This window comes from Leptospira limi, from assembly GCF_026151395.1.
GTDB lineage: Bacteria > Spirochaetota > Leptospiria > Leptospirales > Leptospiraceae > Leptospira_A > Leptospira_A limi.
In genome coordinates this window covers 1,972,178-1,997,587 of record NZ_JAMQPV010000001.1, presented here as the reverse complement: position 1 = coordinate 1,997,587, position 25,410 = coordinate 1,972,178, and the positions used below count along the sequence as shown (strand labels likewise).

General features: G+C 39.6%; 25 protein-coding genes. 12 read left to right on the top strand and 13 right to left on the bottom strand.

The window, feature by feature from the left end; all coding sequences use genetic code 11:
• Window positions 1-4: 4 nt before the first annotated feature.
• The 3 genes from ND812_RS09145 to nadE are packed head-to-tail and all read left to right on the top strand — an operon-like array spanning window position 5 to window position 3,962.
• On the top strand, window positions 5-754 hold the full coding sequence (locus ND812_RS09145) for a flagellar filament outer layer protein FlaA (RefSeq protein ID WP_265375206.1): 750 nt from the start codon (window positions 5-7) through the stop codon (window positions 752-754).
• Window positions 755-2,032, top strand: coding sequence for a 3-deoxy-D-manno-octulosonic acid transferase (locus ND812_RS09140; protein WP_265375205.1), 1,278 nt, complete (start codon window positions 755-757; stop codon window positions 2,030-2,032). It begins immediately after the preceding gene.
• Entirely contained in the window at window positions 2,019-3,962 is a 1,944-nt protein-coding gene (gene nadE / locus ND812_RS09135) for an NAD(+) synthase (protein ID WP_265375204.1), read from the top strand. The genes ND812_RS09140 and nadE overlap by 14 nt, the downstream gene beginning before the upstream one ends.
• Here nadE and ND812_RS09130 read toward each other — a convergent pair.
• A complete protein-coding gene (locus ND812_RS09130; RefSeq protein WP_265375203.1) occupies window positions 3,959-4,654 on the bottom strand; it encodes an LIC_20245 family lipoprotein in 696 nt (231 codons plus the stop codon). The genes nadE and ND812_RS09130 overlap by 4 nt on opposite strands.
• Before the next feature lie 42 nt (window positions 4,655-4,696).
• Here ND812_RS09130 and ND812_RS09125 point away from each other — a divergent pair, with 42 nt between their 5' ends.
• The 6 genes from ND812_RS09125 (at window position 4,697) to ND812_RS09100 (ending at window position 9,176) form a co-directional block, all read left to right on the top strand.
• Window positions 4,697-5,437, top strand: a complete 741-nt coding sequence (locus ND812_RS09125; protein WP_265375202.1) for an LIC11073 family putative lipoprotein — start codon at window positions 4,697-4,699, stop codon at window positions 5,435-5,437.
• Window positions 5,427-6,149: a 16S rRNA (cytidine(1402)-2'-O)-methyltransferase gene (gene rsmI, locus ND812_RS09120; RefSeq protein ID WP_265375201.1), complete on the top strand. Its 723-nt coding sequence runs from the start codon at window positions 5,427-5,429 to the stop codon at window positions 6,147-6,149. The genes ND812_RS09125 and rsmI overlap by 11 nt, the downstream gene beginning before the upstream one ends.
• 21 nt (window positions 6,150-6,170) lie before the next feature.
• On the top strand, window positions 6,171-6,497 hold the full coding sequence (locus ND812_RS09115) for a flagellar biosynthesis anti-sigma factor FlgM (protein ID WP_100718075.1): 327 nt from the start codon (window positions 6,171-6,173) through the stop codon (window positions 6,495-6,497).
• Between the two features lie 84 nt (window positions 6,498-6,581).
• On the top strand, window positions 6,582-7,748 hold the full coding sequence (locus ND812_RS09110; RefSeq protein WP_100718074.1) for an iron-containing alcohol dehydrogenase: 1,167 nt from the start codon (window positions 6,582-6,584) through the stop codon (window positions 7,746-7,748).
• 7 nt (window positions 7,749-7,755) lie between these two features.
• Window positions 7,756-8,001, top strand: a complete 246-nt coding sequence (locus ND812_RS09105) for a hypothetical protein (protein WP_015678800.1) — start codon at window positions 7,756-7,758, stop codon at window positions 7,999-8,001.
• Window positions 7,998-9,176, top strand: coding sequence for a flagellar motor switch protein FliG (locus tag ND812_RS09100; protein ID WP_265375200.1), 1,179 nt, complete (start codon window positions 7,998-8,000; stop codon window positions 9,174-9,176). The genes ND812_RS09105 and ND812_RS09100 overlap by 4 nt, the downstream gene beginning before the upstream one ends.
• Here the strand turns inward: ND812_RS09100 and glpK are convergent, their stop codons facing one another.
• Both glpK and ND812_RS09090 read right to left on the bottom strand, forming a co-directional pair.
• Window positions 9,177-10,673, bottom strand: a complete 1,497-nt coding sequence (gene glpK / locus ND812_RS09095; RefSeq protein WP_265375199.1) for a glycerol kinase GlpK — start codon at window positions 10,671-10,673, stop codon at window positions 9,177-9,179.
• 1 nt (window position 10,674) lies between these two features.
• Window positions 10,675-11,631 carry an MBL fold metallo-hydrolase gene (locus ND812_RS09090; protein WP_265375198.1) on the bottom strand — a complete coding sequence of 319 codons (957 nt, stop codon included), beginning with the start codon at window positions 11,629-11,631 and terminating at the stop codon, window positions 10,675-10,677.
• A 42-nt stretch (window positions 11,632-11,673) separates the two neighbouring features.
• On the opposite strand from ND812_RS09090, the gene ND812_RS09085 reads away from it, so the two are divergent.
• Window positions 11,674-12,024, top strand: a complete 351-nt coding sequence (locus ND812_RS09085) for an STAS domain-containing protein (protein WP_265375197.1) — start codon at window positions 11,674-11,676, stop codon at window positions 12,022-12,024.
• Between the two features lies 1 nt (window position 12,025).
• On the opposite strand, the gene ND812_RS09080 is transcribed toward ND812_RS09085, so the two are convergent.
• The 10 genes from ND812_RS09080 to ND812_RS09035 form a co-directional block, all read right to left on the bottom strand.
• Entirely contained in the window at window positions 12,026-12,781 is a 756-nt protein-coding gene (locus ND812_RS09080; protein ID WP_265375196.1) for a CDP-alcohol phosphatidyltransferase family protein, read from the bottom strand.
• On the bottom strand, window positions 12,778-13,803 hold the full coding sequence (gene tsaD / locus ND812_RS09075; RefSeq protein WP_265375195.1) for a tRNA (adenosine(37)-N6)-threonylcarbamoyltransferase complex transferase subunit TsaD: 1,026 nt from the start codon (window positions 13,801-13,803) through the stop codon (window positions 12,778-12,780). Before tsaD ends, ND812_RS09080 begins: the two co-directional genes overlap by 4 nt.
• Window positions 13,804-15,165, bottom strand: coding sequence for a S41 family peptidase (locus tag ND812_RS09070; RefSeq protein ID WP_265375194.1), 1,362 nt, complete (start codon window positions 15,163-15,165; stop codon window positions 13,804-13,806).
• Between the two features lies 1 nt (window position 15,166).
• Complete coding sequence (locus ND812_RS09065; RefSeq protein ID WP_265375193.1) at window positions 15,167-15,457, bottom strand: LA_1448 family UV-C exposure upregulated protein; 291 nt, start codon at window positions 15,455-15,457, stop codon at window positions 15,167-15,169.
• A 36-nt stretch (window positions 15,458-15,493) separates the two neighbouring features.
• Window positions 15,494-16,102: a transcriptional repressor LexA gene (lexA, locus tag ND812_RS09060; RefSeq protein WP_100718067.1), complete on the bottom strand. Its 609-nt coding sequence runs from the start codon at window positions 16,100-16,102 to the stop codon at window positions 15,494-15,496.
• Window positions 16,103-16,152: 50 nt separating this feature from the next.
• Window positions 16,153-17,334: an efflux RND transporter periplasmic adaptor subunit gene (locus tag ND812_RS09055; protein ID WP_265375192.1), complete on the bottom strand. Its 1,182-nt coding sequence runs from the start codon at window positions 17,332-17,334 to the stop codon at window positions 16,153-16,155.
• A gap of 6 nt (window positions 17,335-17,340) precedes the next feature.
• Window positions 17,341-18,666, bottom strand: a complete 1,326-nt coding sequence (locus tag ND812_RS09050; RefSeq protein WP_265375191.1) for a TolC family protein — start codon at window positions 18,664-18,666, stop codon at window positions 17,341-17,343.
• Window positions 18,663-19,286, bottom strand: a complete 624-nt coding sequence (locus ND812_RS09045; RefSeq protein ID WP_265375190.1) for an inorganic pyrophosphatase — start codon at window positions 19,284-19,286, stop codon at window positions 18,663-18,665. The genes ND812_RS09050 and ND812_RS09045 overlap by 4 nt, the downstream gene beginning before the upstream one ends.
• The gene (locus ND812_RS09040) at window positions 19,287-22,583 is read right to left on the bottom strand and encodes an efflux RND transporter permease subunit (RefSeq protein ID WP_265375189.1); all 3,297 of its coding nucleotides are present in this window, start codon (window positions 22,581-22,583) and stop codon (window positions 19,287-19,289) included.
• A gap of 71 nt (window positions 22,584-22,654) precedes the next feature.
• Window positions 22,655-22,981 carry a hypothetical protein gene (locus tag ND812_RS09035; protein WP_100718062.1) on the bottom strand — a complete coding sequence of 109 codons (327 nt, stop codon included), beginning with the start codon at window positions 22,979-22,981 and terminating at the stop codon, window positions 22,655-22,657.
• Between the two features lie 153 nt (window positions 22,982-23,134).
• Here ND812_RS09035 and ND812_RS09030 point away from each other — a divergent pair, with 153 nt between their 5' ends.
• Together ND812_RS09030 and recJ are read left to right on the top strand one after the other, a co-directional pair.
• Window positions 23,135-23,455, top strand: coding sequence for a bactofilin family protein (locus ND812_RS09030; protein WP_265359379.1), 321 nt, complete (start codon window positions 23,135-23,137; stop codon window positions 23,453-23,455).
• The gene (gene recJ, locus ND812_RS09025) at window positions 23,443-25,401 is read left to right on the top strand and encodes a single-stranded-DNA-specific exonuclease RecJ (protein ID WP_265375188.1); all 1,959 of its coding nucleotides are present in this window, start codon (window positions 23,443-23,445) and stop codon (window positions 25,399-25,401) included. Before ND812_RS09030 ends, recJ begins: the two co-directional genes overlap by 13 nt.
• The last annotated feature ends 9 nt before the right edge of the window (window positions 25,402-25,410 follow it).

Here is a 25,410-nt window from a genome sequence, read left to right as displayed (position 1 = left end):
AATCATGCAGATCATAAAAAAAATCACATTCTTTCTAGGTTTCTTACTGAGTTTTGCCAGTCTTCTGTCTCTTCCGAGACCCCATGACCCAGACGAACTCGGCCGCGTCCAGATTTTAAAATCAGCTCTGGCAATGGACAGTCATTACCTACTCTACCTTGTCGAAGACTTTGAAGGCGAAAGGCCATGGGATTTTTACCGTGTGGATTCCTTTTTGGCCGAAACACAATTTGCCGCCTCCGTTGCCAAATCAGATGCGTTTTTAGAAGAAACAAAATTACTAAAAGAATCAGGTTATCCCAACTTACAAAACCAAACCAGTTTCCTATTACAAAGTTATGTAGAAAACCCACGACTTGACCATTGGGAAATCAGACCAAAAGAACCAGTCCTTCTCCCATTAGGGATGCCCATCCAAGGGATCCTTTGGGTGTATTCTGAAGGTCATCATATCAATTTGAGTATGGGACTCTCACAAAAAAAATCGAAGGACTTGTATTTTGATTTGGGAACTCTCAATTTTGTAGGTTGGCGAAGGCTTGAATTTAAAATCACTTTGCCAAAAGAAAATACGAGGCTCATCCAATCGATGTCGTTTCCTATCTCGTTTTCATCCTTTCGATTAAAAAGTTTGGCTTCTCAAAAAAAAGGTGAGTTCCATTTGTATTTTGATAATCTTTGTTTTGTGATTGATAAACGTACTTTTAGTTATCCAGGTTCGGAAGTAAATGATACTTGGGGTAACAAACGCTAAATGGTATATTTTTTTTACAACATTCTATTATTCAAAATTTGGATCTTATTAAAATTCGTATCCCTCTTCTCCAAAAAAATCCGAACTGAGATTTCCAAACGGAAACGTTCTCTGGATTCTCTGTACAAAAATCCACCCAATGGTAAAACTGTGATCTGGTTCCATTCGGCAAGTGTAGGTGAACTTGACCAAGCAAAAGCATTAGCGGAAACCATACGCCGGCATCGGCCTGAAGTATTTATCATCCAATCCGTGTTTTCCTCTTCCGTAAAAGAATCTGCTTTTTTGGACCCATTGGCAAACTGTTACTTTTATTTGCCTTTTGACTTACCGTTTGCTTATAATAAAATCTTCAAACAATTTCGACCCAAATATTTATTCATCATGGCTTGGGATACATGGCCCAATCTTTTAAAAAAAGCCAATCAGTTTGGAACAAAATCCTATCTTTGTTGTGCTAGTTTGTCTTCCCAGTCTTCCAGGAAAAATCCATTGGTTCGCCTTCTCACCAAATCTTCCTTCCAATACCTTTCTGGAATTTATCCAAGCCACCAATTGATGGCCAAGGAATTTGAAGGTTTGGTTTCCACAGACTCTGACTTTTTAGTTTTAGGAGACACAAGGTTTGAGTCGGTTTGGAATAAATTGGAAACAAAATTTCCAAATCCAATTTTTACTGAATTCGTACAAAAACAAAAAGAGTATCTTTTAACAAACAAACCAGTGATCCTTGGTTCCACGTATCCAATCTGTGAGTCATATTTTTTAAACTATTTAGAAACACATGCAGACAATCATTCCTATTGGATATTCCCTCACCAATGGGAATCCAAACGGATGTTAGAATGGAAAGCTAAACTGCAACGTTATGGGTCAGTCACAGTTTTTTCTGAATTAAAAGAAAATGAACCACTTCCTAAATTTTTACTTTTTGATCTTTTAGGGATTCTTGCTTTTGCGTATCGATATGCTAGTTTTGCTTACGTAGGTGGTGGTTTTCACAACCGAATCCACAATACCATTGAACCTGCTGCCTTAGGCCTTCCCATCATCACAGGTCCAAGAATCCAAAACGCACCAGAAGCACTCGTTATGCAAGAATTAGGTGGTCTTTTCAAAACGGTATCAGAATCAGATTTTTGTTCCCATTTTTATGAACTGACAAAAAACAGCGAACTTAGGGAAAAGATGGGAAGTATCAATCGAAACTTTGTTGTAGAAAATAGAGGTGCATCGGAAAAGATTTATAACCGAGTTTTTCCGTATGACAAAATCTAAAATTGCCGCTGTTTCACTCAATACAACCCCACTTGATTTTTTAGGCAATTTTGAAAGTATCGTTTCTGCCATCCAAAACAAAGAATCAGAAGATGCCGATCTCATCCTGTTTCCAGAACTTTGTATTTCAGGTTATGGTTGTGAAGATGCGTTTTACCGCCCAAGTCTTTGGGAAAAATCAATTGATGTTGTAAATAAACTCAAAACCATTTCGCCCAAACAAGTGGTAGTGGTGGGCCTTCCTATTTTTGTGGATTCCTTTTTGTACAACTGTATGGCGGTTTTATACGATGGCAAAATCCAGGCCCTTGTACCAAAATTCAATTTGGCAAATACAGGCGTACACTATGAACGTCGATGGTTCCACTCACCTCAATCCTTTACAAACAAACGAATCACAATCGGTGATGCAGAAATACCGTTTGGTCATTTTTTGTTTTCCATGAAAAACTTCACGTTCGCGATTGAAATTTGTGAAGACAGTTGGTCAACACTCAAACCATCTATGTTTTATAATTTATCGGGTGTGGATGTGATCCTTTCACCAGGTGCTTCCCATTTTGCGATGGGAAAACAAAATACTCGTAGGCAAATTTTTAAAGAAACAAGCCGTAACCAAAACAATTTACAAGTATTTACCAACCTCTGTGGGAATGAATCGGGAAGGATCATCTTTGAAGGAGGGGCATTTTTTTCCTCTTGTGGTTCCCTCTTAAAAGAAGGTCCAAGATTACACTTCACTCCCTTTGCCATCACCAGTATTTCCTTCGATCCAAATGAAACCAGGGCATCCAAAGCGAGGAATTTACGAGAACCAAGTCCCAATCCCAATGGAGACGAATTCACCACAATCTCCTTAAAACCAAAGGGACAACATGTGAAAGAATCTAGAGAGTTTTTCCAAATTGTAGACAAACGTGGGGAAGAGAAGTTAGCGAATACGGTTTCGGCAGAATCCTTAAGTCATTTTGAAGAATTCACAAAAGCGGTTTGTCTGGGATTATTTGACTATTTACGAAAATCCAAAACAAAAGGGTATACACTTTCGCTTTCTGGTGGAGCTGATAGTGCAACCTGTGCCTTACTTGTCTCCACCATGGTAACCATTGCCAAAGAAGAAAATGGTGAATCCGTTTTCACCAAACTAGGGTTAATGGAGAAAAATCTACTAGTTACTTTGTACCAAAAAACAAAGAATAATTCACCCATTACTGAAGAAATTGCAAAAACCTTAAGTGAAGAATTGGGATGTGAATACCATTCCATATCCATTGATGAAATTGTTTCCAGTTCTGTTTCCATCATTGAATCAGTAAAAGGAACCAAACTCACTTGGAAAGAACATGACTTAGCCTTACAAAACATCCAAGCAAGGGTTCGTTCTCCTCTCATTTGGTTACTTGCAAACTTAAATGGACATCTCCTACTCTCCACAGGGAATAGAAGTGAAGCAGCTGTTGGTTACACAACAATGGATGGAGATTCTTCGGGATCCATAGCTCCCCTTGCAGGTGTGAGTAAGGAATTTTTACTTGATTGGTTAGATGATATCCAAAAGGGAAACAATCGATACATCACTCCCAAACATTCCATTCAGATGTTACGAAATACAAAACCAACTGCGGAACTGAAACCTCTCGCCGAACACCAAGAAGACGAAAAAGATCTCATGCCATATCCCATCCTCAATTCCATTGAACGGAAATTGGTGTATTTGGGAATGGATGAATTTAATGTTTTGGAAGAATTAAAAAGAGAATTCCCTTGGGAACCACAAGACAAATTATTCAGTTTTGTACAAAAATTCAAAAAACTATTTGGAATTTCCCAATGGAAAAGAGAAAGGCTCCCTCCCTCTTTCCATTTGGATGAGTATGGACTTGATCCTAAATCGAGTTACCGGTATCCAATCCTTTCGAACGAAACTTAAGTAGGTGGCGGAAGTCCCGCTTTTTCATAGGCACTCGCTGCTTCTTTTTCGATTTGTTCGTTTTGGAATTGGATGTTTTTTAAAATTTCCTGGAACTTTTTATCCATTTCAGGATCATCCCCACCTTGTGATTCGATGAGATAATTGATGATCTCTAGTCGATCCTTTCCTTGTTTCCGAACATGACCGTAATACGTAGTTAAATCAGAAGCATTCGCATTGCCACCAAACACAGAGTTTGTGGCTCTAGTGAGTTTCTGATTGAATTCAGTTTGTTTTTTCTTTTCTTCTGCCGTCATTCGTTTGGGAATGAGGTCATTGTCTGGGAATTGTTCTCTTAATTCCTCAAAGGCTTGCATTGCCTCAGGAGGATAGGGTTTCCCTGTTTGTGGGTTGATTGGAATTTCACCCGATTCTCCAGCCGCAATATTTGGGTCGTCTTCATACCGCATCCCACCCGCATTATAATAATCGGAATCGAAGATGGATCCGGATTCTTCCCCACGAACCCCGAGTCGGTTTGTCCCCTTTGGGTTCGATGGCCCACCACCTAAGAAGGAAAGCGCAACAGAACCTTTTTCTTTTTTACGACGGATCTCGTCTTCATCCTCTCCACCGAGCATAAGGAGGATGAGAAAAAAAAGCCCAATGAGGGAAATGGAGACAAAGAGTAATTTTTTTTGGATTCCCATAGATTGAATTCCTGAAAACTTGGAAGGGAAACGAGAAATAGAATGCGTTTTCCCTCTTTACATCCAATTTACTATATCTGCGTATCTTTTCTCTCTTTTTTTCATTGCGGAGTGAACACAGACACCCCGGTAGCCCCATTTGTATTTTTGGTGCCACCCAATGTCCCACAGCTCCTTTCCGTAGTCGCCGTGAATAGTAATATCACAAACGACTTCCAAACTGATATTCTCAATTATAATGCCGACCCTAGACCTGAATACATTTTGAAATACTATGTAACAAACAGGGAACCACAGTTTGTTGGCTATAATTTGTATGTGACAACCGCATTCCCTGGGATCATCCAAACCGTCCAAGGAGAATGGTTAGAAGATGGGGTACAACCCAGTTTCCCTCATTTGCCCTATGAAGCTTCCACTTCTTCTAGTCGGATCATAGCCAAACGGATTCGGTTTGCCGTGCCACCTCCTGGGACTGAATTTTTCCAAAAATGCCAAATCTACAACTTCACTTTACGTGCCATGCTGACAGGGGGTCTCATTTCCAACCCATCCGCATCTGTGAGCACATGTGCCATTCCCAACCGAGTGAATGACATCCAGACCCTTTGTTCTGTTGGTGTAGGTTGTAATACTACTACCTGTTCCAATCCTGCTTGTACGACTCCGTCGTCCTGTGCGTTAGGAACTGCCTGTAACCCTTGCACCAAGGGGAATAACGATTTGGGTTGTACTTGTCCTGCGGGACAATCTCCTCCTGGGTGCCAGTACGTTGGCCCATAAACGCGAATCCGGAAATTTATATGTAGTGGCAACTCCCATTGGGAATATGGGAGACATCACCCTTCGTGCCATTGAAATTTTCAAAGAAGTGGAACTTGTGCTTTGTGAATCCACAAAGGAAACAAAGTCTCTCTTTCACAAACTCGGGATTGTGACTCCAGTCCTTGCCCTTTACAAAGACCACTCCGAATCCCCTTATGCCAATGTCCTCGACCAGTTGAAAAAAGGGAAATCCATGGCTCTCGTTTCTGATGCAGGAACTCCTGGTGTATCCGATCCAGGAAGCCAAATGGTTCGAACCGCCAGGGAAAATGGAATTCCGATCATTCCTGTTCCAGGTGCTTCCGCCTTAACTGCGTTACTCTCAGTTTCTGGGTTCCAAGTGAATCCTACTTATTTTTTAGGTTTTCTCTCTGAAAAACCGAGTAAAAAACGCCGAGAATTAGAGAAGGCGAAGGAAATCGAAGGACTGATTGTCTTCTATGAATCTGTCCACAAACTCCCAAGATTGTATCCTCTCCTCGAGGAATTGTACCCTGAAACAGAGGTCCTTGTGGGAAGGGAGTTGACAAAGGCCTTCGAAGAGGTACTTTATTATGCAAATCCTAGGGAATTGGCAGAAAAACCGCCCAATGCGAAGGGAGAATTTGTATTTCTCTTAAACCATCGAAAAAAATCACTTAAGGGAAATTCAGATTCCTCCGATATGTGATGTAGGAAGAGGACTAAATATATGAACATCGATAAAGTAGGTCGAGTTGGTGGTTACGGTTACGAACCTAAAAAACCACAAGGGCCAAAGGAAACAGAATCCCAAACACCGGTAGATACAATTTCGATCTCCGATGCGGCTAAAAAAATTGCTTCGGAAGCAAAACTCCAAGCAGAAGTAAAACAAATTGCAAAACAAATTGTTCAAGCTCCTCCAGAAGAGGATCGCACTGAAAAAATCAAAGCGATCAAAGAACGATTGAAAAACGGAGACTATGACACTCTTTCACCAGAGATGTTAGATAAAATTTCCGACCAAATTGCAACGTCTTTCCTCGGACAACAGTAAAAAGGACAGGTGGTGAGGGATCCTTTTTTATTGTCCTCTCCGAGGATTTCTCACGCTTCGCTTATTCATAGTTAGGGGATCATTATGCCAGTTCTCCCCGAATGGATCAATTTTCAATTTCCTCCAAAAATACATTTCGAAATCGATTGTGGTTATAAACTCGGTTCCTTTGTCAAAAACATTGGATCAAGAGTTGTACTCATCACCACACAAAAAGAGTTAGAGAACTCAGAAGAACTTTCCATCATCAAAACAAGTTTGGAAAAACACGCAGAAGGTGTAATCATTTATGACGACATCGTTGACCGTGTTCATTTCAAAGACTTGGATACTTGTGCTCATTTTTTACGAATCTCCAATGCTGATTGTGTTGTAGCTTATGGTTCCTTTGAATCGATGAACGCTGGTAAAGCGGCATCTCTACTCGCAACAAACGATTTGTTTGCGGAAGAACTTTTAGTTGGAAGAAAACAACCGAAAAAAAAGGGATTACCTCTTGTGGTTGTGCCTACAAAACCCCTACTCGGAAATGAATGTTCTCCATTTTTTTCCATTGTAGACGACAAAGACAAAAACAGAAAGTACTTCGCTCATGAATGGGCTTTCCCAGAACTCATTGTTTCTGATCCTAAAATTGGAGCTGGTATGTCAAGTTCGGAGACGGCAAAAACTGGAATCTCCATTTTATCAGCAGCAGTCGATAGCATTCTTTCAAAGTATGCAAACGAAATCACTTCTTCTACTGCGTTACGTTCGATCGAACTCATTTCCAAAAACATTGTACCTGCCATTCGAGAACCAAGAAACTTAGGACCGAAAAACTCCATTTATGCGGCAAGTTTACTTGCAGGGATTGCACAATCCACAAGTAGCCTTGGTTTGTGTTATGCACTTTCTTTGGCAGTCACAACTGTTACCAATTTAGATATTTTTCAAAGTATGTCGATTCTACTCCCACACGTCATGGAATACAACCTGACTTCTTCTGCAGGTAAGTATGTAATGATCGCAAGAGCCCTCGACGAAGATGTGACAAACATTTCTGTCATCGAAGCGGCGATCAAAGCAGTGGAAGGGATCCGAAAAATTTATCTTGAGTTACGGATACCACAACGTCTCTCTGAGTATGAAGTGAAAAAAATCGACTTACCTGGGATTGCGACACTAGCTGCCACGTATTCATTTCTTGATTGTCTTCCAAGAGAACTTCCGAAAAATGAAATCGAAACCATCCTAGTGGCTGCGTTTTAGGAAGATTTTGATCCAACTCACTGAATTTGAACAAAAACTCTTAGAAACATTTTCCTTAAGTGATAGAGATGCAAGGCGTTTGCAAAGGGTAATCCAAGACCTTTCGATTGTGGTTGGGATGGAACACGAAGAGATCTTTGACTTTATGCGTTTTGGTGTGGACCAGGAATTGGAAATTTTGAAAAAAGATTACAACTGGGAACACTTTCGCATTCGTATCCAAAAGAAATTAAAAAAATCCCCTCCTGTTTGATTTACCACCAAGGTTACAATTACCATTTTTATCTAGCCGATTTGGATTCTGTTGCCCGTTTTGTGGCGTCACCTGATCCCTTTTACCCCATTCCCATAAAAAAAATCCCAACACTCCCTTCTGTATCCACTGATCCTATTGTATTCCCTCGTTTTTTATACAAACTTCACTATGCCCGCCAAACCTATGAAAGGATAGCTGTCTCTACCCCACCCTACTACAATAGCCCCGACCAAAAAACGGATTTTTTCCAAAAAACAAAACCTGGGTTTTTTCCCACCAAACGTAAGATTGGTGGAATGAAACAAACCAAATCAGAGTTGGTACGAAGTAAACGAGACAAGTTCAACCAAACAAAATACCTATCTCTACGAGACATCGTAAACCCAGAGTATGATGAATCCATGGTGCTAAAGGAAATTGATTCCTTGTATATGGACAAAAAAAGTAAACTCTACCTCAATCGTTTGGTTGCGATCCTTTATTCGGGAACCAAAGAAGAAGAATTAAAAATTGTAACGAACCTCTTTCGGTTTGAAACAGATTTTGCATATTTTTTAATCAAACAAATGTTCACGGTAGAACTCATTCCCCTCATCCATGGACTCTTTTTACAGGAGATACTACGAACACACGATGAAAGGTATTTCCATTTTATTTTACCCAAACTTTCTCCACCTGTTTTAGCAGTGATTCGAAGATCCATTTCCAAAAACAAAATGAAACAAATTGAATCCGCACCGAAAGTCAAACCACCAGAAGGGGAAGATTTAATATCCATCATCGAATCAGAACTCTACAAACAATTTGCAAGGAATTTGTATTATGAAGAAGGAACCATCCTCACGTACCGAGAAGATGGGGAAGAAAATGCGAAAGAAACCATCCTGTTTGAGGATTCCAAACGATTTGATTTTTGTGTGTGTGGTGAGTTTTTAGAATTTTATGGAAAAACAAAAACCAAACTATTTTTCAAAACTAAAGAATGGATTGATACCATGCGATTTGATTTTTTCATCACACGAAAAGAAATCGAAACAAAGGAATTCCATCGATTGCCGAAGGACCTCATCCTTGAAATTCCCTATTATGAAACAGGTTTATTCCTTGTAGGTGCTGGGATTACCAAACCAAAACAATGTTTTGAATTTTCACTGTTATGGTTTGATTACTAATTAGTTTCCTGTTTTCACCCTAGCAATTGCAGAATTCCATTTATCTATTTCTTCTTTTCGTTCTGCATCTTTCATTTTGGGTGTGAACTGAGTGGTTTTGGTTTCTTCTTTGCGTAGGTGGGCTACTGATTTGAAAAACCCTCGTTCAAGACCAGCTAAGTAGGCAGCACCAAGAACCGTCGTATCCACGTTTTTTGGTCGGATGACTTTTGTTCCTAAGATGTCTGCTTGGAATTGCATAAGCCATGCATTCGAAGTTGCCCCACCATCTACTCGTAAAAACTTCAGTGGTTTTCCCGTTTCCTTTTCCATAGCATTGGCTAGTTCATAGGATTGTAAGGCGATTGCTTTTAAAGCAGCCCTTGTGATCTGGGCAGGTGTTGTGTCACGAGAGAGTCCAAAGATGGCTCCGCGTGCCTCTTGGTCCCAATGCGGAGCACCAAGTCCCGCAAAGGCAGGAACAAAAACAACATCATCTTTTGTTTTAATGGACTTCACCAATTTTTCGGAATCCTTGGAATATTTAAAAAATTCTAAATTGTCCCTTAGGAATTGAACAACAGCTCCTCCAATAAATACGGATCCTTCTAAACAATACACTGTTTTCCCTTCAGGACCGAGAGCCAGTGTGGTGATAAGGCCTTGGTTCGAAATTCGAAATTCATCCCCCACATTGAAGAGTAAAAAACATCCTGTTCCATAAGTGTTTTTGGCTTCCCCTGGTTCTGTACAGAGCTGCCCAAAAAGGGCACCTTGTTGGTCACCCACAAGGGAAGAGATTGGAATTCCATCTGGGATGGATTTAACATTGGAAGTAAAACCAAATAGATTTTTGGAATTGTATGCCTTGGGTAACATTGACATAGGAACTTTTAGGATCTTACAAAGTTCTTCGTCCCATTCCTTGGTTTGGATATTGAAGAGTAAAGTACGGGATGCATTCGTATGATCGGTTTTGTGTTCTTTGTGACCTGTGAGTTTGTACAATAACCAAGTATCGATGGTTCCAAATAGAAGGTCTCCTCGTTCGGCCCTTTCTCTTGCTCCTTTAACATTATCGAGGATCCATTGGATTTTGGTTCCTGAGAAATAAGCATCGAGCACAAGTCCTGTTTTGTTACGAAAGTTAGAATCTAAACTTTGTTTTTTTAAATCCTTACAGATATCCGATGTCCTACGGCATTGCCATACGATCGCATTATAAACTGGTTTTCCCGTTTTTTTATCCCAAACAACAGATGTCTCTCTTTGGTTTGTGATACCAATCGCAATCGCATCTTTGGGATTTAGTTTTCCGTTTTTGATCGCAAGGGCGATAAGTTTTTGTGTTTTTTGCCAGATCTCTTCTGGGTCATGTTCGACCCAACCTGGTTTTGGATAGTATTGTTTGAATTCTTGGTAAGCAGACGAAATCACTTTCCCTTTGTCATTAAAACAAAATGTTCGAATCCCAGTTGTCCCCGCATCAATCCCGATGATGTAATTTTTTTTTGCCATTTTATACCTCTATTTCCAAACCTTCATAAGCCATAATGATTTCTAATTTTCCATGTGGATCAAACATCTCTTTATACTTTAACGCACGTAAGTATACCAAATCTAACTTCTCATCATCATAAGAAGGATCATGGTGGAACATCACTAGTTTTTTTACTTTTGCCCGAAGGGCAATGTCTGTGGCAATGGATGCCGAACTATGGCCCCAATCAATTTTTTGTAATGATTCTTCAAATGTATATTGTGTATCAAAAACTAAAACATCTGCATCTCGGAAATAATCGATGTAAGTATCGATGTTTTCCATTTCTTCTAAGTTAAACTCAGCATCGGATGCAAAGATGATCGATTTCCCATCTTCTGTAAACCGATAGGAAAAACTCCCACCAGGATGGCGCACTGCTTTACTAAAAGCCTGGATGTTTGGGCCAAGGGAAACAACCTCTCCTTCTTCGATGAATTGAAAGGTTTTTTTAGCAGCATAATGATCAAAGGAAACAGGAAAATGTGTGAATACAAATTGGTGTTCTAATCTTTTTTCTGCATCACTCATGGACGAAATGAACTCAAAATGATTTCCCGGCAAAAACAGAGGAATAAAAAAAGGTATACCTTGGATATGGTCCCAATGTGTATGAGTGAGTATCCAATAGGCATGCCCCACTCCCTTTCCAAATTGGGATGACATCATTTGGTTTCCAAGTTCCCGTAATCCAGTCCCACCATCGATGATGATGAGAGTTCCCTCTTTGTCACGAATTTCAACACAAGTCGTATTACCACCGTAAGTCGAAGATGAGGAAAAACTTAGCGAATTTAAAAAACTATGAATACTTTGTTCGTTTTGGATGTCGGTTGGACTTGCCAAAGAGAGAATTTTTTCGATTTTATGTTTTACGTTTTCTGGCCGGATGGGTGAACCTATGGAACCTCGAACACCCCAAAACTTAATTTTCATTGCTCTTTTTCTAGAGTCCTTTTTGGAAAAATCAAACGTTTTTTGATTGTATTTCCTCTTTCAGATGTTGTCTTAACTGAAGTTATGTTTCAATTCGAAATCAAACGAGAGAATTCAAAAGCCATCATCGATCTGAATGGTTCCTTATCATTAAGGGACACACCCAAATTAAAATCGGATATTAAGGAATTGATCGATTCAGATTCGGTCACAGAACTGGTTTTCGATTTCCAACATTTAACGTATCTGGATTCGTCGGGAATCGGAATCCTACTTCACACTTATAGTTGGACAAAAGAAAAAAACAAAAAAGTAAAAATGGTCCATCTCTCGAGTGAAATCAGAACCATTTTTAGTGTCGCAAATTTATTAGAAATTTTCCAAGTCGAATGAATTACACTCGGTAGTCTTGGATGGTTTGGATGAGGAAAGATACTATCCCCGAAAATACATAAAATCCAACTGCACCATACATAACATAGGGCCATCGGTAAAATCCAATAGCAAACAAAATGAGTCCCAAACCAAAGAGGCTTATGCCTAATTTTTTCCAAGAAAAAAGTCCACGCATTGCCACCTGGGGTTTGCTGTATCGTAATGTGGAAACCATAAGTAATGCTGTGATCACAAAAAAGGTAACAGCAGTCCATAACGGCACTTGGGATACCGAAAAAACTAGAGGGAAAATTCCAATCACAACACCTGCCACAGGAGAAGGGAGTCCATTAAACGACTTTGGATCATGTGCAACATTGAACCTTGCCAATCGGTAGGCAGCACAAATAGGATACAATGCCGCGATGAACATTCCAAGTGGCAGATAATCTGGTTTATCAAAGATATCGAGTTTGATATCAAAAAAGAACATTTTATACGCTAAAAAACCAGGTGCAATTCCGAATGTGGTAAGGTCTGCAAGACTATCTAAATCAGCTCCGAGTTCACTCGTACAATTGAGAGCTCTCGCAGCCATTCCATCAAAACCATCGAATAACGCAGCTAAGATGATAAATACTCCTGCTAAGGAATACAATTCATGTGCATTTGGTTGGTTTGGGTTTGTCTCAGAGACAAGTAACATGGAAACAAAACCTAAAGTAAGGTTTCCGAGGGTTAATGTATTGGGGATCCAAGTTAATTTTAGTTTCATAGTATTTGTTCAAAGTTTCGTTTTGGACTGACTTTAAAATCGAGTCCTACAAATTTTTTTTCTTTCCAAAAATGGTATCCAAGACATGCCACCATCGCTCCGTTATCCGTGCAGTAAATTTTTTTTTGGGGGTAATACAATCGAAACGCTCGATTTTGAGCTTCCAATTGGAGGGTAGACCTAAGTGTTTCATTCGCGAGCACTCCCCCGGCGGCAACAACTGTTTTGATTTGGGTTTTTTCGATCGCTTTTGTTATATTTCGTACCACTAATTCAAAGGCTGTTTTTTGAAAATAGTAAGCAATTTTTTCAATGGGAGCTGTGCCTGTTAGAGACTTCAGGTAATACAGTACTGCTGTTTTTAAACCGCTGTAGGAGAATCGAATGGTATCCGGTGTGTCTTCTTTTAATAACTTTGGAAGGGGACTTTTTTCTCCTTTGGGAATTTCATAGGAAGATGCCATTTTTTCAATGATGGGACCACCTGGGTAAGGTAAACCCAAAATGGCACTGACCTTATCAAACGCTTCCCCAAGAGAATCATCCCTTGTATCGGCAAGTAATTCCAAATGGCCAAAACCTTTATAGATGTAAATGGATGTATTCCCGCCCGAAAGTAGGACACCTAACCACGGGAATGCGGGCAAATCATTTTCGAGTCCAATCACCGTTAAGTGTGCCTCTAAATGGTTCACAAGAACAATGGGGATGGAATGCACAAGTGAGATACACCTGGCCAGTTGTGCTCCAATCATAAGAGACCCAACAAGACCTGGATAACCTGTCACAGCAACATATTGCAAATCAGAGAACTTCAAATTTGCTTCTTCCATACAAACTGAAAGAAGTGAATTTATTTTTTCCAAATGTGCGCGAGAGGCAATTTCAGGAACCACTCCCCGATAAGGAGAATGGGTTTCAATTTGGCTGTATACTTTGAGTGAAACTAATTCTTTGCCATCTTTGACAATGGCAATTGAAGTTTCATCACAACTGGATTCAATCCCAATTCCATAAACCATTTATTTCAATAGGTTAATTGCTTCTGATAATTGAATGTCCAAGTCAAGTCTTGGTTTTGATTGGGAAGAACCCATTCTCATTTCATTGAATAAAAATATACGTATCACAGAATCTGAAATCTTCAAATTTTCCTTTTTAAGGATCTCTTTAAAATCGGTGATTGAGGTATCATTAAATTCGGAATGAGATTCTAAAAAAGGTCGTATTAAGTTTTTCTTAAATAGTTTTTCCAATGCATACTTTTCGTCTTCATTGGCAGAAACTGGATTGATGACATGGTCTGGAGTGATTCCTATTCCATGGATGGAAATCCCTGATGGTGTATAGTATTTTTGAATTGTGATCGCAACACCAGCGCCAAAGGATAAAGGAATAATAGACTGAACACTTCCTTTTCCAAAACTCTGAGTTCCAACTATTAACGCTCGTTTGTTGTCTTTTAAAGCTCCAGCTAAAATTTCGGATGCACTCGCAGACCCACCATTGACCAAAATGGCAATAGGCAAATCCAGGAATTTTAAATCACGATTTTCCGATTTAAAACTTTTAATGAGAACTCCCCCTCTTCCTTTTACAGAAACAATGTCTGAATTGGGAGGAAGGAACAAATCTGCTAAATCAATTGCTAAATCAAGGAGTCCACCTGGATTCATTCGAAGGTCGATGACAAGTTTTTTGGCACCTGAGTCTTTTAAGTTTTTAACTGCAGCTGCAAACTCTTTGCCTGTATCCTTCCCCATAAACTGAACGAGTTTGATGTAACCGGTTTCTTTTTCAGGAAGGTAAAAGGAACGTAAAAAACGAATTTGGATGAGTTCTCTCACTAAATTGACAACAAAAGGCTCTTTTAATCCTTTCCTTTCAATTTTCATGGAAATCGAAGTTCCCACATCGCCTCGCATCATGGCAAATGATTCTGATTGGGATAATGATTTTACTGGTTTTCCATTGATTTCAATGATTTTGTCCTGTGGCAAAAGTCCAGCCTTCCAAGCAGGAGTTCCTTCAATCGGTGCTACAATGACAAATGCATTTTCTTGGTAGTTGAGTTCGACACCAATGCCACCAAAACTCCCTTTGGTTTCGTTTTGAAGTTCTTTAAATTCATCTACATCGATAAAACGAGTGTGTGGGTCACCTAAACTATGTAAGGCACCTTGGATCGCTCCAATGTATATTTTTTTCTCTTCTTGGGGTTCCACAAAGTCGTTTTCGATATAAGCAACAACTTCATGTAAGATTTGTAGGTATTTTTCACCATCAGAAGAAATGGCTTTTACTTTTTCAATGCTGAGGAAAAAAACAATTCCTAACAGAGACAAGGTGACACTTAACCACAAAAAACGTTCTGAAAATTTCACTTTATTCATTTCCATAAATTGACTCGTATAATGCCTGATTCTCTTGTTTTAACATTTCTTTTGCCTCAGGGACAGACAAACGATACACATCACATGCTTCTTCGAATAGTTGCACGTCTGATGGAGTTGGTCGTTTGGTATCTGCCATCAGTCCCGTTTGGATTCGATTTTGAGCAAATCGTTCCAAAACACGTTTTAAATCATAAGCATTGATTTCTTGTTTTTTGGGAGCACAACTGACAAGGAAAAGGGAGAGTGTGATACAGGCGAGTGAGAAGAGATGTTTCGACATCCCTTCTAGGATCAAAGGAAACCTACTCTTGGTCAATCAGTAAATACGATAGAGACCTATGAGTTTTCCAATTATCGTTGCTTTCTTTGTGCGAATGGGTTTGAGTTTTGCGTTCCGAGGTTCTAGTCGGATCATGTCTGGTTCTTTGTAAAACACCTTAAGAGTGGCTTCATTATCAATCATGGCCACAACAATTTCGCCATTCCTTGCCGTATCTTTTTTCTGGATGATGGCAATGTCCCCATCACTGATCCCTGCTTCCACCATGGAATCACCTTTTACTTTTAAGGCAAAGGTTCCCGGTTTTGTTGCCAAATCATCTGGGACGGCAATGTATTCTTCAATGTTTTCTTCCGCAAGGATGGGATTTCCTGCTGCGACTTGGCCAAGGAGAGGGATACCAGAAGCACGAACAAGGAGAGCTTCGTCGGCATTTCCTTTCAAAAGTTCGATGGCACGGCTTTGGTTTTTGGAAGTGCGGATATAACCCTTTTTTTCAATTGCCTTTAGGTGGTCGTAAGCACCCTTTGCAGTAATTCCAAATTGGTCACCAATCTCACGGATGGTAGGGGGAAATCCCTTTTCTCGGACCGTGTCCGAGATGTATTGTAAAACAGATTCTTGTTTTTCCGTGAGGTCTTTCATACTAAACAGATAAATAGGAAATAGGCGTTATGTCAACAAAAAACTAGTGATTATAGTTTCAAATATTCACTTTTTAAGACAAAACTTCCCTCTTCGACAATAGCCTCTCCCGATCCAACACCATCTGTCACTTCTACCCAATTGTCATACGTTTTCCCGATACCAATTTTTTTTGCTGAGAAAGAACCATCCGGATTTCTAACAAAAATAAAGTTTTCGCCTTCGATTTTATGAATACAGTTGGCGGGAATCACCTTTGCTTTGTTTACCGATGATGTAACCATTGCGCCAACAACGGTTGCTGTAACACTTTGTCCAGGTCGTAATCTACCTTTTGAGTTTCGTACTTCCAATCGTATCTCTGCAGTTTTTTTCACAGGATCAATGATATCACCAACATGAGATACAACTGCTTTTAATGATTCATCCTTAGATCCAATCGGAATCACTTTTGCTTCATTTCCCACACGTATAGAAGCTAAATCTTTTTCATACACTTCTAAATTAATCCATAACACTGATAAATCGGCAACAGTAAATAAGTTATCACGTGCATTGACTGCTTGGCCAATGATCGCTTCCCTTTCTGTGACTGTACCAGAGATGGGAGTTCTGATGTATAAATTTTTGGAATTGTATTTCCCAGCTTCTAAATTTGCGATTTCAGTTTCATTTAAACCTAGGTTTTCTAGGGCATTCCGAGATGTTTCCATCTCTGCTTTTACAGACTTATAATCCATTAGAGACATTTCATATTCTTTGGCAGAAGTTACTTTTCGTTCATACAAATCTTTTGCACGATCAGCTTGTACTTTTAATGCTTCGAGTCTTGCACGAGCTTTTAAATAAGCAGCTTCAGTAGTACCTAAGTCAACTGATTGAATGGATGCAAGTGCTGTACTTTTTTTTACGTATTCACCTTCTTTTACGAAAACTTGTACGATTCTACCATTCACACGGGAACCTACTTTTGCCACATTATTCATGTCATACGAAACGGTTCCAGGGAGTTGTAATTCTTCTTCTAAAGCTCTTTCCTGTAAATAAACCACAGAAAAGGGATGGTTTTTTTGGATTTCATTGGAGATGATAAATTTGGATTTATCCTCGGTGAGTGCCTCTGTTTTTTTTCCAGCTCCAAAGAACTTTGTATAACCAAAATACAACACACTTCCAAGTAATACGAGAATACCAATATTTCTGATTTTTTTTAAATTCAATTCATTTTGCATGTTGGCCTAAAACTCCGAGTTATCCATTTTTCCTATGGATGCTTTATATCCTTCCAAAGCGTTGTAATAAAGGTAAATGATTTCATAATAACTTCTAAGCACACTAAGATAGTTTTTTTCGGCTTCCAAAAACGTAACTAAATTGGATGCACCACGAATGTATGCAAGCCTCGATTTTTCTTGCACTTCTTTGTTTTTTTCTAAGAGTCCCATCTTCTGGTAATCTAGCAATTGTGACTCTCTTGCTTGTAATTCTTTGATGGCAGCAGAAATTTCAGATAAAATCTCATTTCGTTTCGCATCTACATCAAATCCTAATTTTTTATAAGATTCTTCTGATTTTAAGATCTCACCTTGTTTCCTATCAAACAGTGGAAGAGGAGTGGCCGCATAAACACCTGCAACGTTTTCATTTCCCTTATTTAAAAACTCTACCCCAAGGGTCAGTGGAGGGATGATTTCTCTTTTTTTGAGTTCAATGTTCATTCGTTCACGTTGTTGTCTGATTTTTAAAGCAACTAGGTCTGGTCTCTCCTCAATATCAAAATCGTTGAGGTCAATCCCAAACTCCTTCGTGGAGATAAATTCTAACCTTCCTTTAATATTGAGTGGAGAATTGATATCTGAAATTCCGATCAACACTCGCAAGTTTTTAACAACTTGAGCGCGAAGGATCCTTGCATTTCGGTATTCTCTTTCAATTTGAACTCTTTCCAGAGCCAAACGATCATACTCTAAAAACGAAATATCTCCTTTCTCAGCACGTAACTTCGTTAAGTCGAGAAGGTCTTGGTAATTTTCCAAAAATTCTTTTTGGTAATTAATCTGTTCTGTAACATATAAATAAGTCCAAAAATTTTGGCGTAGGCGTAACCGAAACAAACGATCAAAATCCCGAAAACTAGCAATCGTTGCCAAAAACTCTTGTTTGGCTACCTTTTCACGTTGTGGGATCACACCACTCATATCAAAAGGTTGGTTGTAAATGACCGATGTTTCCGGAAGACCAGTTGCTGCTTTGGAAGAGGCACCCATAAACTGCTGTTGCATATTCACAATGGGATTGTAATACAAACTGGCAGTGATCACATCACCACGAGCCATACCAATATTTTGTTTTTCTCGCAAATACAGTGGATTACTTGCTACAGCAAAATTTTCTAACTCGTCCAAATTCCATTTTTCTTTGGAATCCTGGGCTCTTGAATCTTCTCCCAAATAAAACAACTCATCCTTTGAATGTAATTCATATACAGCTTTTTCTTTTGAAAAAACTGCAGTTGTCATGAATCCCAATAATAGAATGAGTAGATATCTAATTAAATGCTTCATACAGTTACAAATTTTTTGATATAATCCTCTATACCATATTGAATGACTTTGATCGCTTCAGCACGATCATAAACTTCTGTTATTTCGACTGTTCCCGTGGAAGGAGAGTTCGGATCTAATTTATAAGTTAGAAAATAATGGTGGAGTTTGTTGATGAGTGCTTTTGGAACTTCTGAAATCTCTTTGATTTGACCAAATACTTCATCTCCTTTGAGTACAGCGACAATTTTGTCATCCGCTTCCCCTTTATCAATCATACGCAATCCACCAATCGGAATCACAGTAAGGATCATATTACCATGGGTGATTGGATTTACACTTAATACACAAATATCAATTGGATCTCCATCACCCACAATATCAGGCCTTCCCACTACATCCGAACAATGTTTGCCCGAAGCTTCACCAGAAAAAGTGCGAGGGATAAATCCATATAAAGTAGGAGAACGGTTACTATACTTTTGTGGTCGGTCTACACGAATGAAACCAGATGCTTTATCAATTTCATATTTCACTGTGTCTTGCGGAGTCAGTTCAATAAAAACATCTAACTCATCAGGAGCTTTTGGTCCTAACTCCAATCCATGCCAAGGATGTGCTACGTAATAATTTGGTTTCATTTATGTCCTCTTTCGTTTTGTTTTTTGATTTTGTTTTGATTGTTTTGGTTCTTCTTCATCTTCTTGGACTTCCTTTTCTAAGTGAGATCCATGAGAATGATCTGCTGAATGAAATGAATCGGATGCTTTGTATTTTTTCATTTCTTCTACAAAGTAATCGTTCATCTTTCTTTCTCGTTCCATTTGTCTAAGCTCTTGTCTTTGTGCAAGTTTGACTAAAAACTCAAATGCGATAGGTAATAAAAATCGAGATAAAATGGTCGCAACAAGTACTCCACCCATCACCACTGTGGCGAGGGGTCTTTGCACTTCTGCTCCAGCACTGGAAGCAATAGCCATTGGTAAAAATCCAATAATGGCCACAAGTTCTGTTGTGGCAACAGCCCTTAGAGTATAAACAGCAGCCTCAACCACTGCGATTGATGGATCTCTTGTAATTTTTAATTGGTCTTTTAAGGCAGATGCATACACAACCCCATTTAACACCGATATACCGGCTGCGGCAATAAATCCAACACCTGCTGGGATCGAGAATGGAAGCCCTCTCATCACAAGAGATAAAATCCCACCTGACAATGATAAGGGAACAAGGATAAATACACCTAAGGCATAGTAAACACTGCCAAATGCAATGAATAACATTCCAAAAATAATGGCACCTGCAATGGGAATTACAATCGCCAACCTGTTTTTAGCGCGAGTAAAATTCTCAAATTGTCCACCCCAATCCACATAATAACCCTGTGGCAAACTTGATTCGATCGACTCTGTAGCAGACTGTACATCATTCACAAAACCAATCATATCACGTCCGCGAACATTCACTTCCACAAGGATCCTACGTTTGAGTCCTTCATGGTATAGGGCGGCAGGGCCTTCCGTCATTTGGATATCAGTGACCTGACCCAAAGGAACCGTTCCACCGAGCTCAGTCATGACGGGAACATTCTCTATCACTCCAATGTCGGTTACATCGGCATCAAGGCGAACAATCAAATCAAATCGTTTGTATCCTTCATATACCTTACCTGCGTTAAATCCAACACGTAAGGTTTCGATCGTTGTAAGAACTTCCTCTGCCCTTACCCCATAACGAGCCATATTCCCACGGTTCATTTTGATCTCGAGCAGAGGTAGACCTAGTAATTTTTGAACTCGTAAGTCTGCGGCACCTTGGATCTTTTTGATTTTGGATGCATAATTATCTGCGATTGATTTTAACATTTTTAAATCATCACCGTAGATTTTAATCACAATATCAGCTTTTGATCCAGACAATAAGGCATTCACTCGGTTTTCAATCGGTTGCGACAAACTGATGTAAGATGAAGGAACATTTTGATTGATCGAGTTTTTCATTTTCTCCATCAGTTCTTCTCTGTCTTTGGCGGTGACCCATTCCTTTCTAGGTTTTAACTTCACCATCATCTCACCTTCTTCCGAACCTATAGGTTCTGCTGCAGATTCCCCACGGCCTTGTCTCGAGACAACACTGACTGCTTCTGGAAACTTTAAGATCACCTTCTCCATTTCCAAATTCAGATCTCTGGAATGGTTGATCGCTGTGGATGGGAGTCGTTTGATATCGACTGCAATTTCCCCTTCATCAATCCTTGGTAAAAATTCTGAACCCAAGGTAGATGCGAGCATAAAGGATATAACAACAACTCCAATCCCTGCATAAGTAAACTGGCGCTTGAACTTCATCCCATAGGTCAAAATTTCAGAATACTTGTTTTGGAATTTTTCCCAAAAAGCGGACTCATGTAAAATTGGCTTTTTATAAATATAGGACATGAGGGCAGGAAATGTAGTGATGGAATAAAGGAGTGCCGCACCTAATGCAAACGCTACGGTAATTGCCATCGGACGAAACATCCGACCTTCCACACCTTCCAATGTCATGAGTGGTAAATAGACTAGCAAAATAATTCCCACACTAAATGCGGAAGCACGTACTACCTTGATACAGGATTCCATGATGACATCTTCCATTCCATCTTCCATGTCCTGGGCGGACGTTTTGGAGAGAAGGAAACTTTTTCGAATCAGAAATCCATGGAGAGTGGACTCTAACATCACAATCGATCCATCCACAAGGAGTCCAAAGTCGAGAGCTCCGAGAGACATTAAGTTACCAACAATTCCAAAGGCATTCATAAGAATTGTGGCAATCATCATGGACACGGGAATGGCAAGAGCAACAGCAAACGCACCTTTGACGGTGCCAAGTGTTAAGATCAAACAAACTAAAACGATGATTGCAGCTTCCACTAAATTGGTAAAAACTGTGGAAAGAGTTCGGCCAATGAATTCAGAGCGGTCATAATACACTTGGATCTTCATCCCTTGTGGGAGTCTTGATTCAATTTCCTTCATCTTCTCTTTCACTCGGCCTACAACTTGTAATGAGTTACTACCAAGTAACATCATCGCAGTCCCACCCACAACTTCTCGTTTGCCATTCATGGTACTCAAACCAAACCTGAGAGCAGGTCCTGTTTCCACTCGCGCAATTTGACTGAGAGTGAGTGGGATTCCATCTTTGGAAGTTCGCACCGATAAACGAGCGATATCATCGATGGATTTAAATTGGCTTTCTCCCCGAATGACAAATTGTTCCTCACCTTTTTGGATGTATCCGCCACCTAAGTTTACATTGGCTCCTTCCAAAGCTTCTGTGATATGGGAGAGTGTGAGATTATGAGATAATAGTCGTTTGGGGTCGATTTTGATTTGGAATTGTTTGGCATCTCCCCCGACAACGTTGACATCTATGATCCCTTTGACAGAACGTAGTTGCCTTGCCACCTCCCATTCCATGACAGTTCTTAATTCTTCTGGAGTATGACTTTCTGAGACTAAGGCAAATTCATAAATATCACCGAGACCAGTAGCGATAGGAGAAAGTTCAGGTCGACCATATGATTTCGGAATAAAATTCTCAGCTTGTTTCAGACGTTCATTCACAAGTTGTCTTGCAAAATAGATGTCGGTTCCGTCCTCAAAGATAACAGTCACCGAACTCACACCAGTTCTGGAAATGGATCGAATTTCTGTGACCTTTGGCATCCCGTTAAACTCAAGTTCAATGGGATATGTAATGAATTGTTCTACCTCAAGGGGAGATAAACCTGGAACAGAAGTGACTGCTGAAACTTGGACGTTTGTCACATCCGGAATCGCATCAATGGATAAATTGAGTGCATTGTAAAAACCCACAAGAGTGAGAACAGCGGTGATCACAAGAACCGTCGCTCTTTTGTGGATGGAAAACTGAATGATTTTTTCTAACATAATACCTATTTCAAATATGAAACCACCCTATAAAATTTTTACAGGGAATGGACGTAAATTACATGCAACGTTTACGCCAAAAAGGGCGGAGGTAGGTAAAGAAAGAAAAATAAGATAGAGATTTCGGTAAAAAATTCAGTTTCTGTTGTTAAAATCGAAAATCGATTGAGGCAAATTTTGACAAGGGAATGTTCTCGTTTGCTCGGAACAAGTTTGAGTACCTGATTGGATTCCTTAGAGGAGGAAAGCACACGAGTCGTTTCTTCCAACTCGTAAGATTGATATTGGAAGTCCAAATCTTCGAGGGGTGAAACAAACCGGTCGTCAACCAGATTTAGATTGATGAAAACCGCTAGAAGAAGGATAAACCCAGACTTCCAGAAGCGTCTAATTTTCACTGCTGTTTCCTATTCTTGAGACCCAGTTTCAGAGATGGAACCAGTGAGACAAGAGAATTCCCTACAAAATATGAACTTTTTTCCGTTTAATTCAAAACACGGAAAACGATAGAGTTGCCAAAACTGTACCATGAAAACACAGTATCCCTACTGATGAAAGACGAATCGATAGACACAATTATAAGCGATGACATCACGTTTCGCGGAACCCTTTCCTTCAACCAAACATTAAAAATCAAAGGCCAATTCAAAGGAACCATTAGTTCTCATGGCAAACTCATCATCGATGAAACTGGTGATGTAGAAGCAGACGTGGAAGTTGGAAGTTTAGTGGTTCTTGGCAATCTGAAAGGAAATGTCGATGCGAAAGAGAAAGTGGAATTAAAAAAGAATGGAAAGGTTGTCGGTGATATCAAAACTCCGGGTCTTGAAGTGGAATTTGGTTCCAAAATTATTGGCAATTGCATCATGTAACAAAGGTTCACTTCGGACCAAATTTATCCGAAGTTCGAACCAAAGTTGATTCGAAAAGACCCATCCTTCGGTATTTAGTCGATCGAAGGGAGGGTTTCCAAAACACACACCCGAAAGAACTACTTCATTCTGATTTTTCTTGTTTCCATTCTCCCTTTTCCCTTCCCGACATTGGTGAGGCGGTTTCCCTACTCCTTACATATGCAAAATCCAATCGTAAGATCTTACTGTATGGAGATAGAGATTCGGATGGTGTAAGTTCCACTTGTTTACTTGCATTCTTTTTAAAATCACATCCAGAATTCCAATCGGCAAATTTAGAAGTGATGGTTTCTTCTGAAAGTGATCCGTACGGACTCTGCAAAGAAGCAGTTTCTAAAATCAAAAAAGCAAAACCCGATTTACTTGTCACACTTGACTTTGGGTCAAGCCAAGCAGACGAAATTGATGAATTAACTTCCCTTGGAATCCAAGTGATTGTCCTCGACCACCACGAAGTTCCCGTTCGTATTCCCAAAAACTGTGCTCTCATTAACCCAAGACGCACTGACTCAGAATACCCTGAAAAAAAAATCTGCACAGCGGCCTTATCCTTTAAATTGGTAACTGCGATTTTATTCCATGAAAGTTCTGAATGGAACCAGTTGTATTCCAAAACAATTCTAGTCGAAGATGGCTCTAAAGAAGTTCACTATTTCCAAAATGGAATCAAACTCAAGAACGAAACCACGAGGAAATTAGACTTATCGAATACCACTGTCTATCCATACCCAGAAGATTTTTCCACCAATATTCCGTTAGATGACGAAAGAAAATTATTCTTTTACCAATGCAAAAAAATTCCTCAGTTTTTTGAACAATTGGAGGAAGAAACAGACCTTGCAGGCATAGGAACCATCACCGATATGATGCCACTTGTGGGAGAAAATCGGCATTTTGTGAAACTTGCATTAGAATCTCTCACCAAACTATATATAAGTGATAAAAAGAGAAAGGGCCTTAAGGAACTATTAAAAGAACTCAAACTCAATCCGAATGGAATCACAACCAAAGATTTAGGATGGTCCATTGGCCCTGTTGTGAATGCAGCTGGTCGCATGGGGAAAACCGAAGAGGCAGTTTCTCTCCTTTTATCGGAATCCGAATCCGACGCTAAAGTTCGGGCCAAACTCCTCCTATCGATCAATGAAGAACGTAAAGAACGCACCAAACGGAATATGGACCGAGTAGAACGTTATTTTGCCAGAAAACCCGAACGAACGGGAAAAGAAGTGGTGTATTGTTACGAACCTGATATGGAACCAGGTGTCAGCGGAATTGTTGCCACAAGAATGGTAGATACTTATAAAAAACCTGCTATCTTTGTAGCACCTGACAATGGTGATGCGAGAGGTAGTATTCGATCTTATGGTCCAGAGAATGTACTCCAACTCTTAGAGACACTTTCCCATCATTTTTTACATTTTGGTGGCCACCCAGAAGCTGGGGGTTTTTCCATCACGATTGATCAACTTCCTAAATTTGAATCCGAATTGTATGAAAAAGCAAAACTTTGGTTAGATGAAGATAGTGCCAGTAACAAAGTTCATCAAATTGAAACTGACTTTACTGTTTTACCCGAAGAAATGGGTGATAAACTTTTAAAGGAATGGAAAGACCTAGAACCATTTGGCCAAGGGAATCCTGACATAAAATTAGGAATCAAAAATGCCAAAGCAATGCATCTAACTCCTCTGAGTGGGGGAAAACATGTTAGATTCCATATTGTAGGGAGTGGTTCTTTAAAGTTTATGATTTGGAACAAAGGGGAAGAATTCCAAAACTTTATGTCGAAACATGGTAGTTTTGATCTGGTAGGAAGTTTGGAAGAAAACTTTTACCAAGGAAGGAAAACCTTACAGTTCATAGTGGAATGGTTTGGAATTTCGGAAACTGCTGGATCCTAACAAATGGAT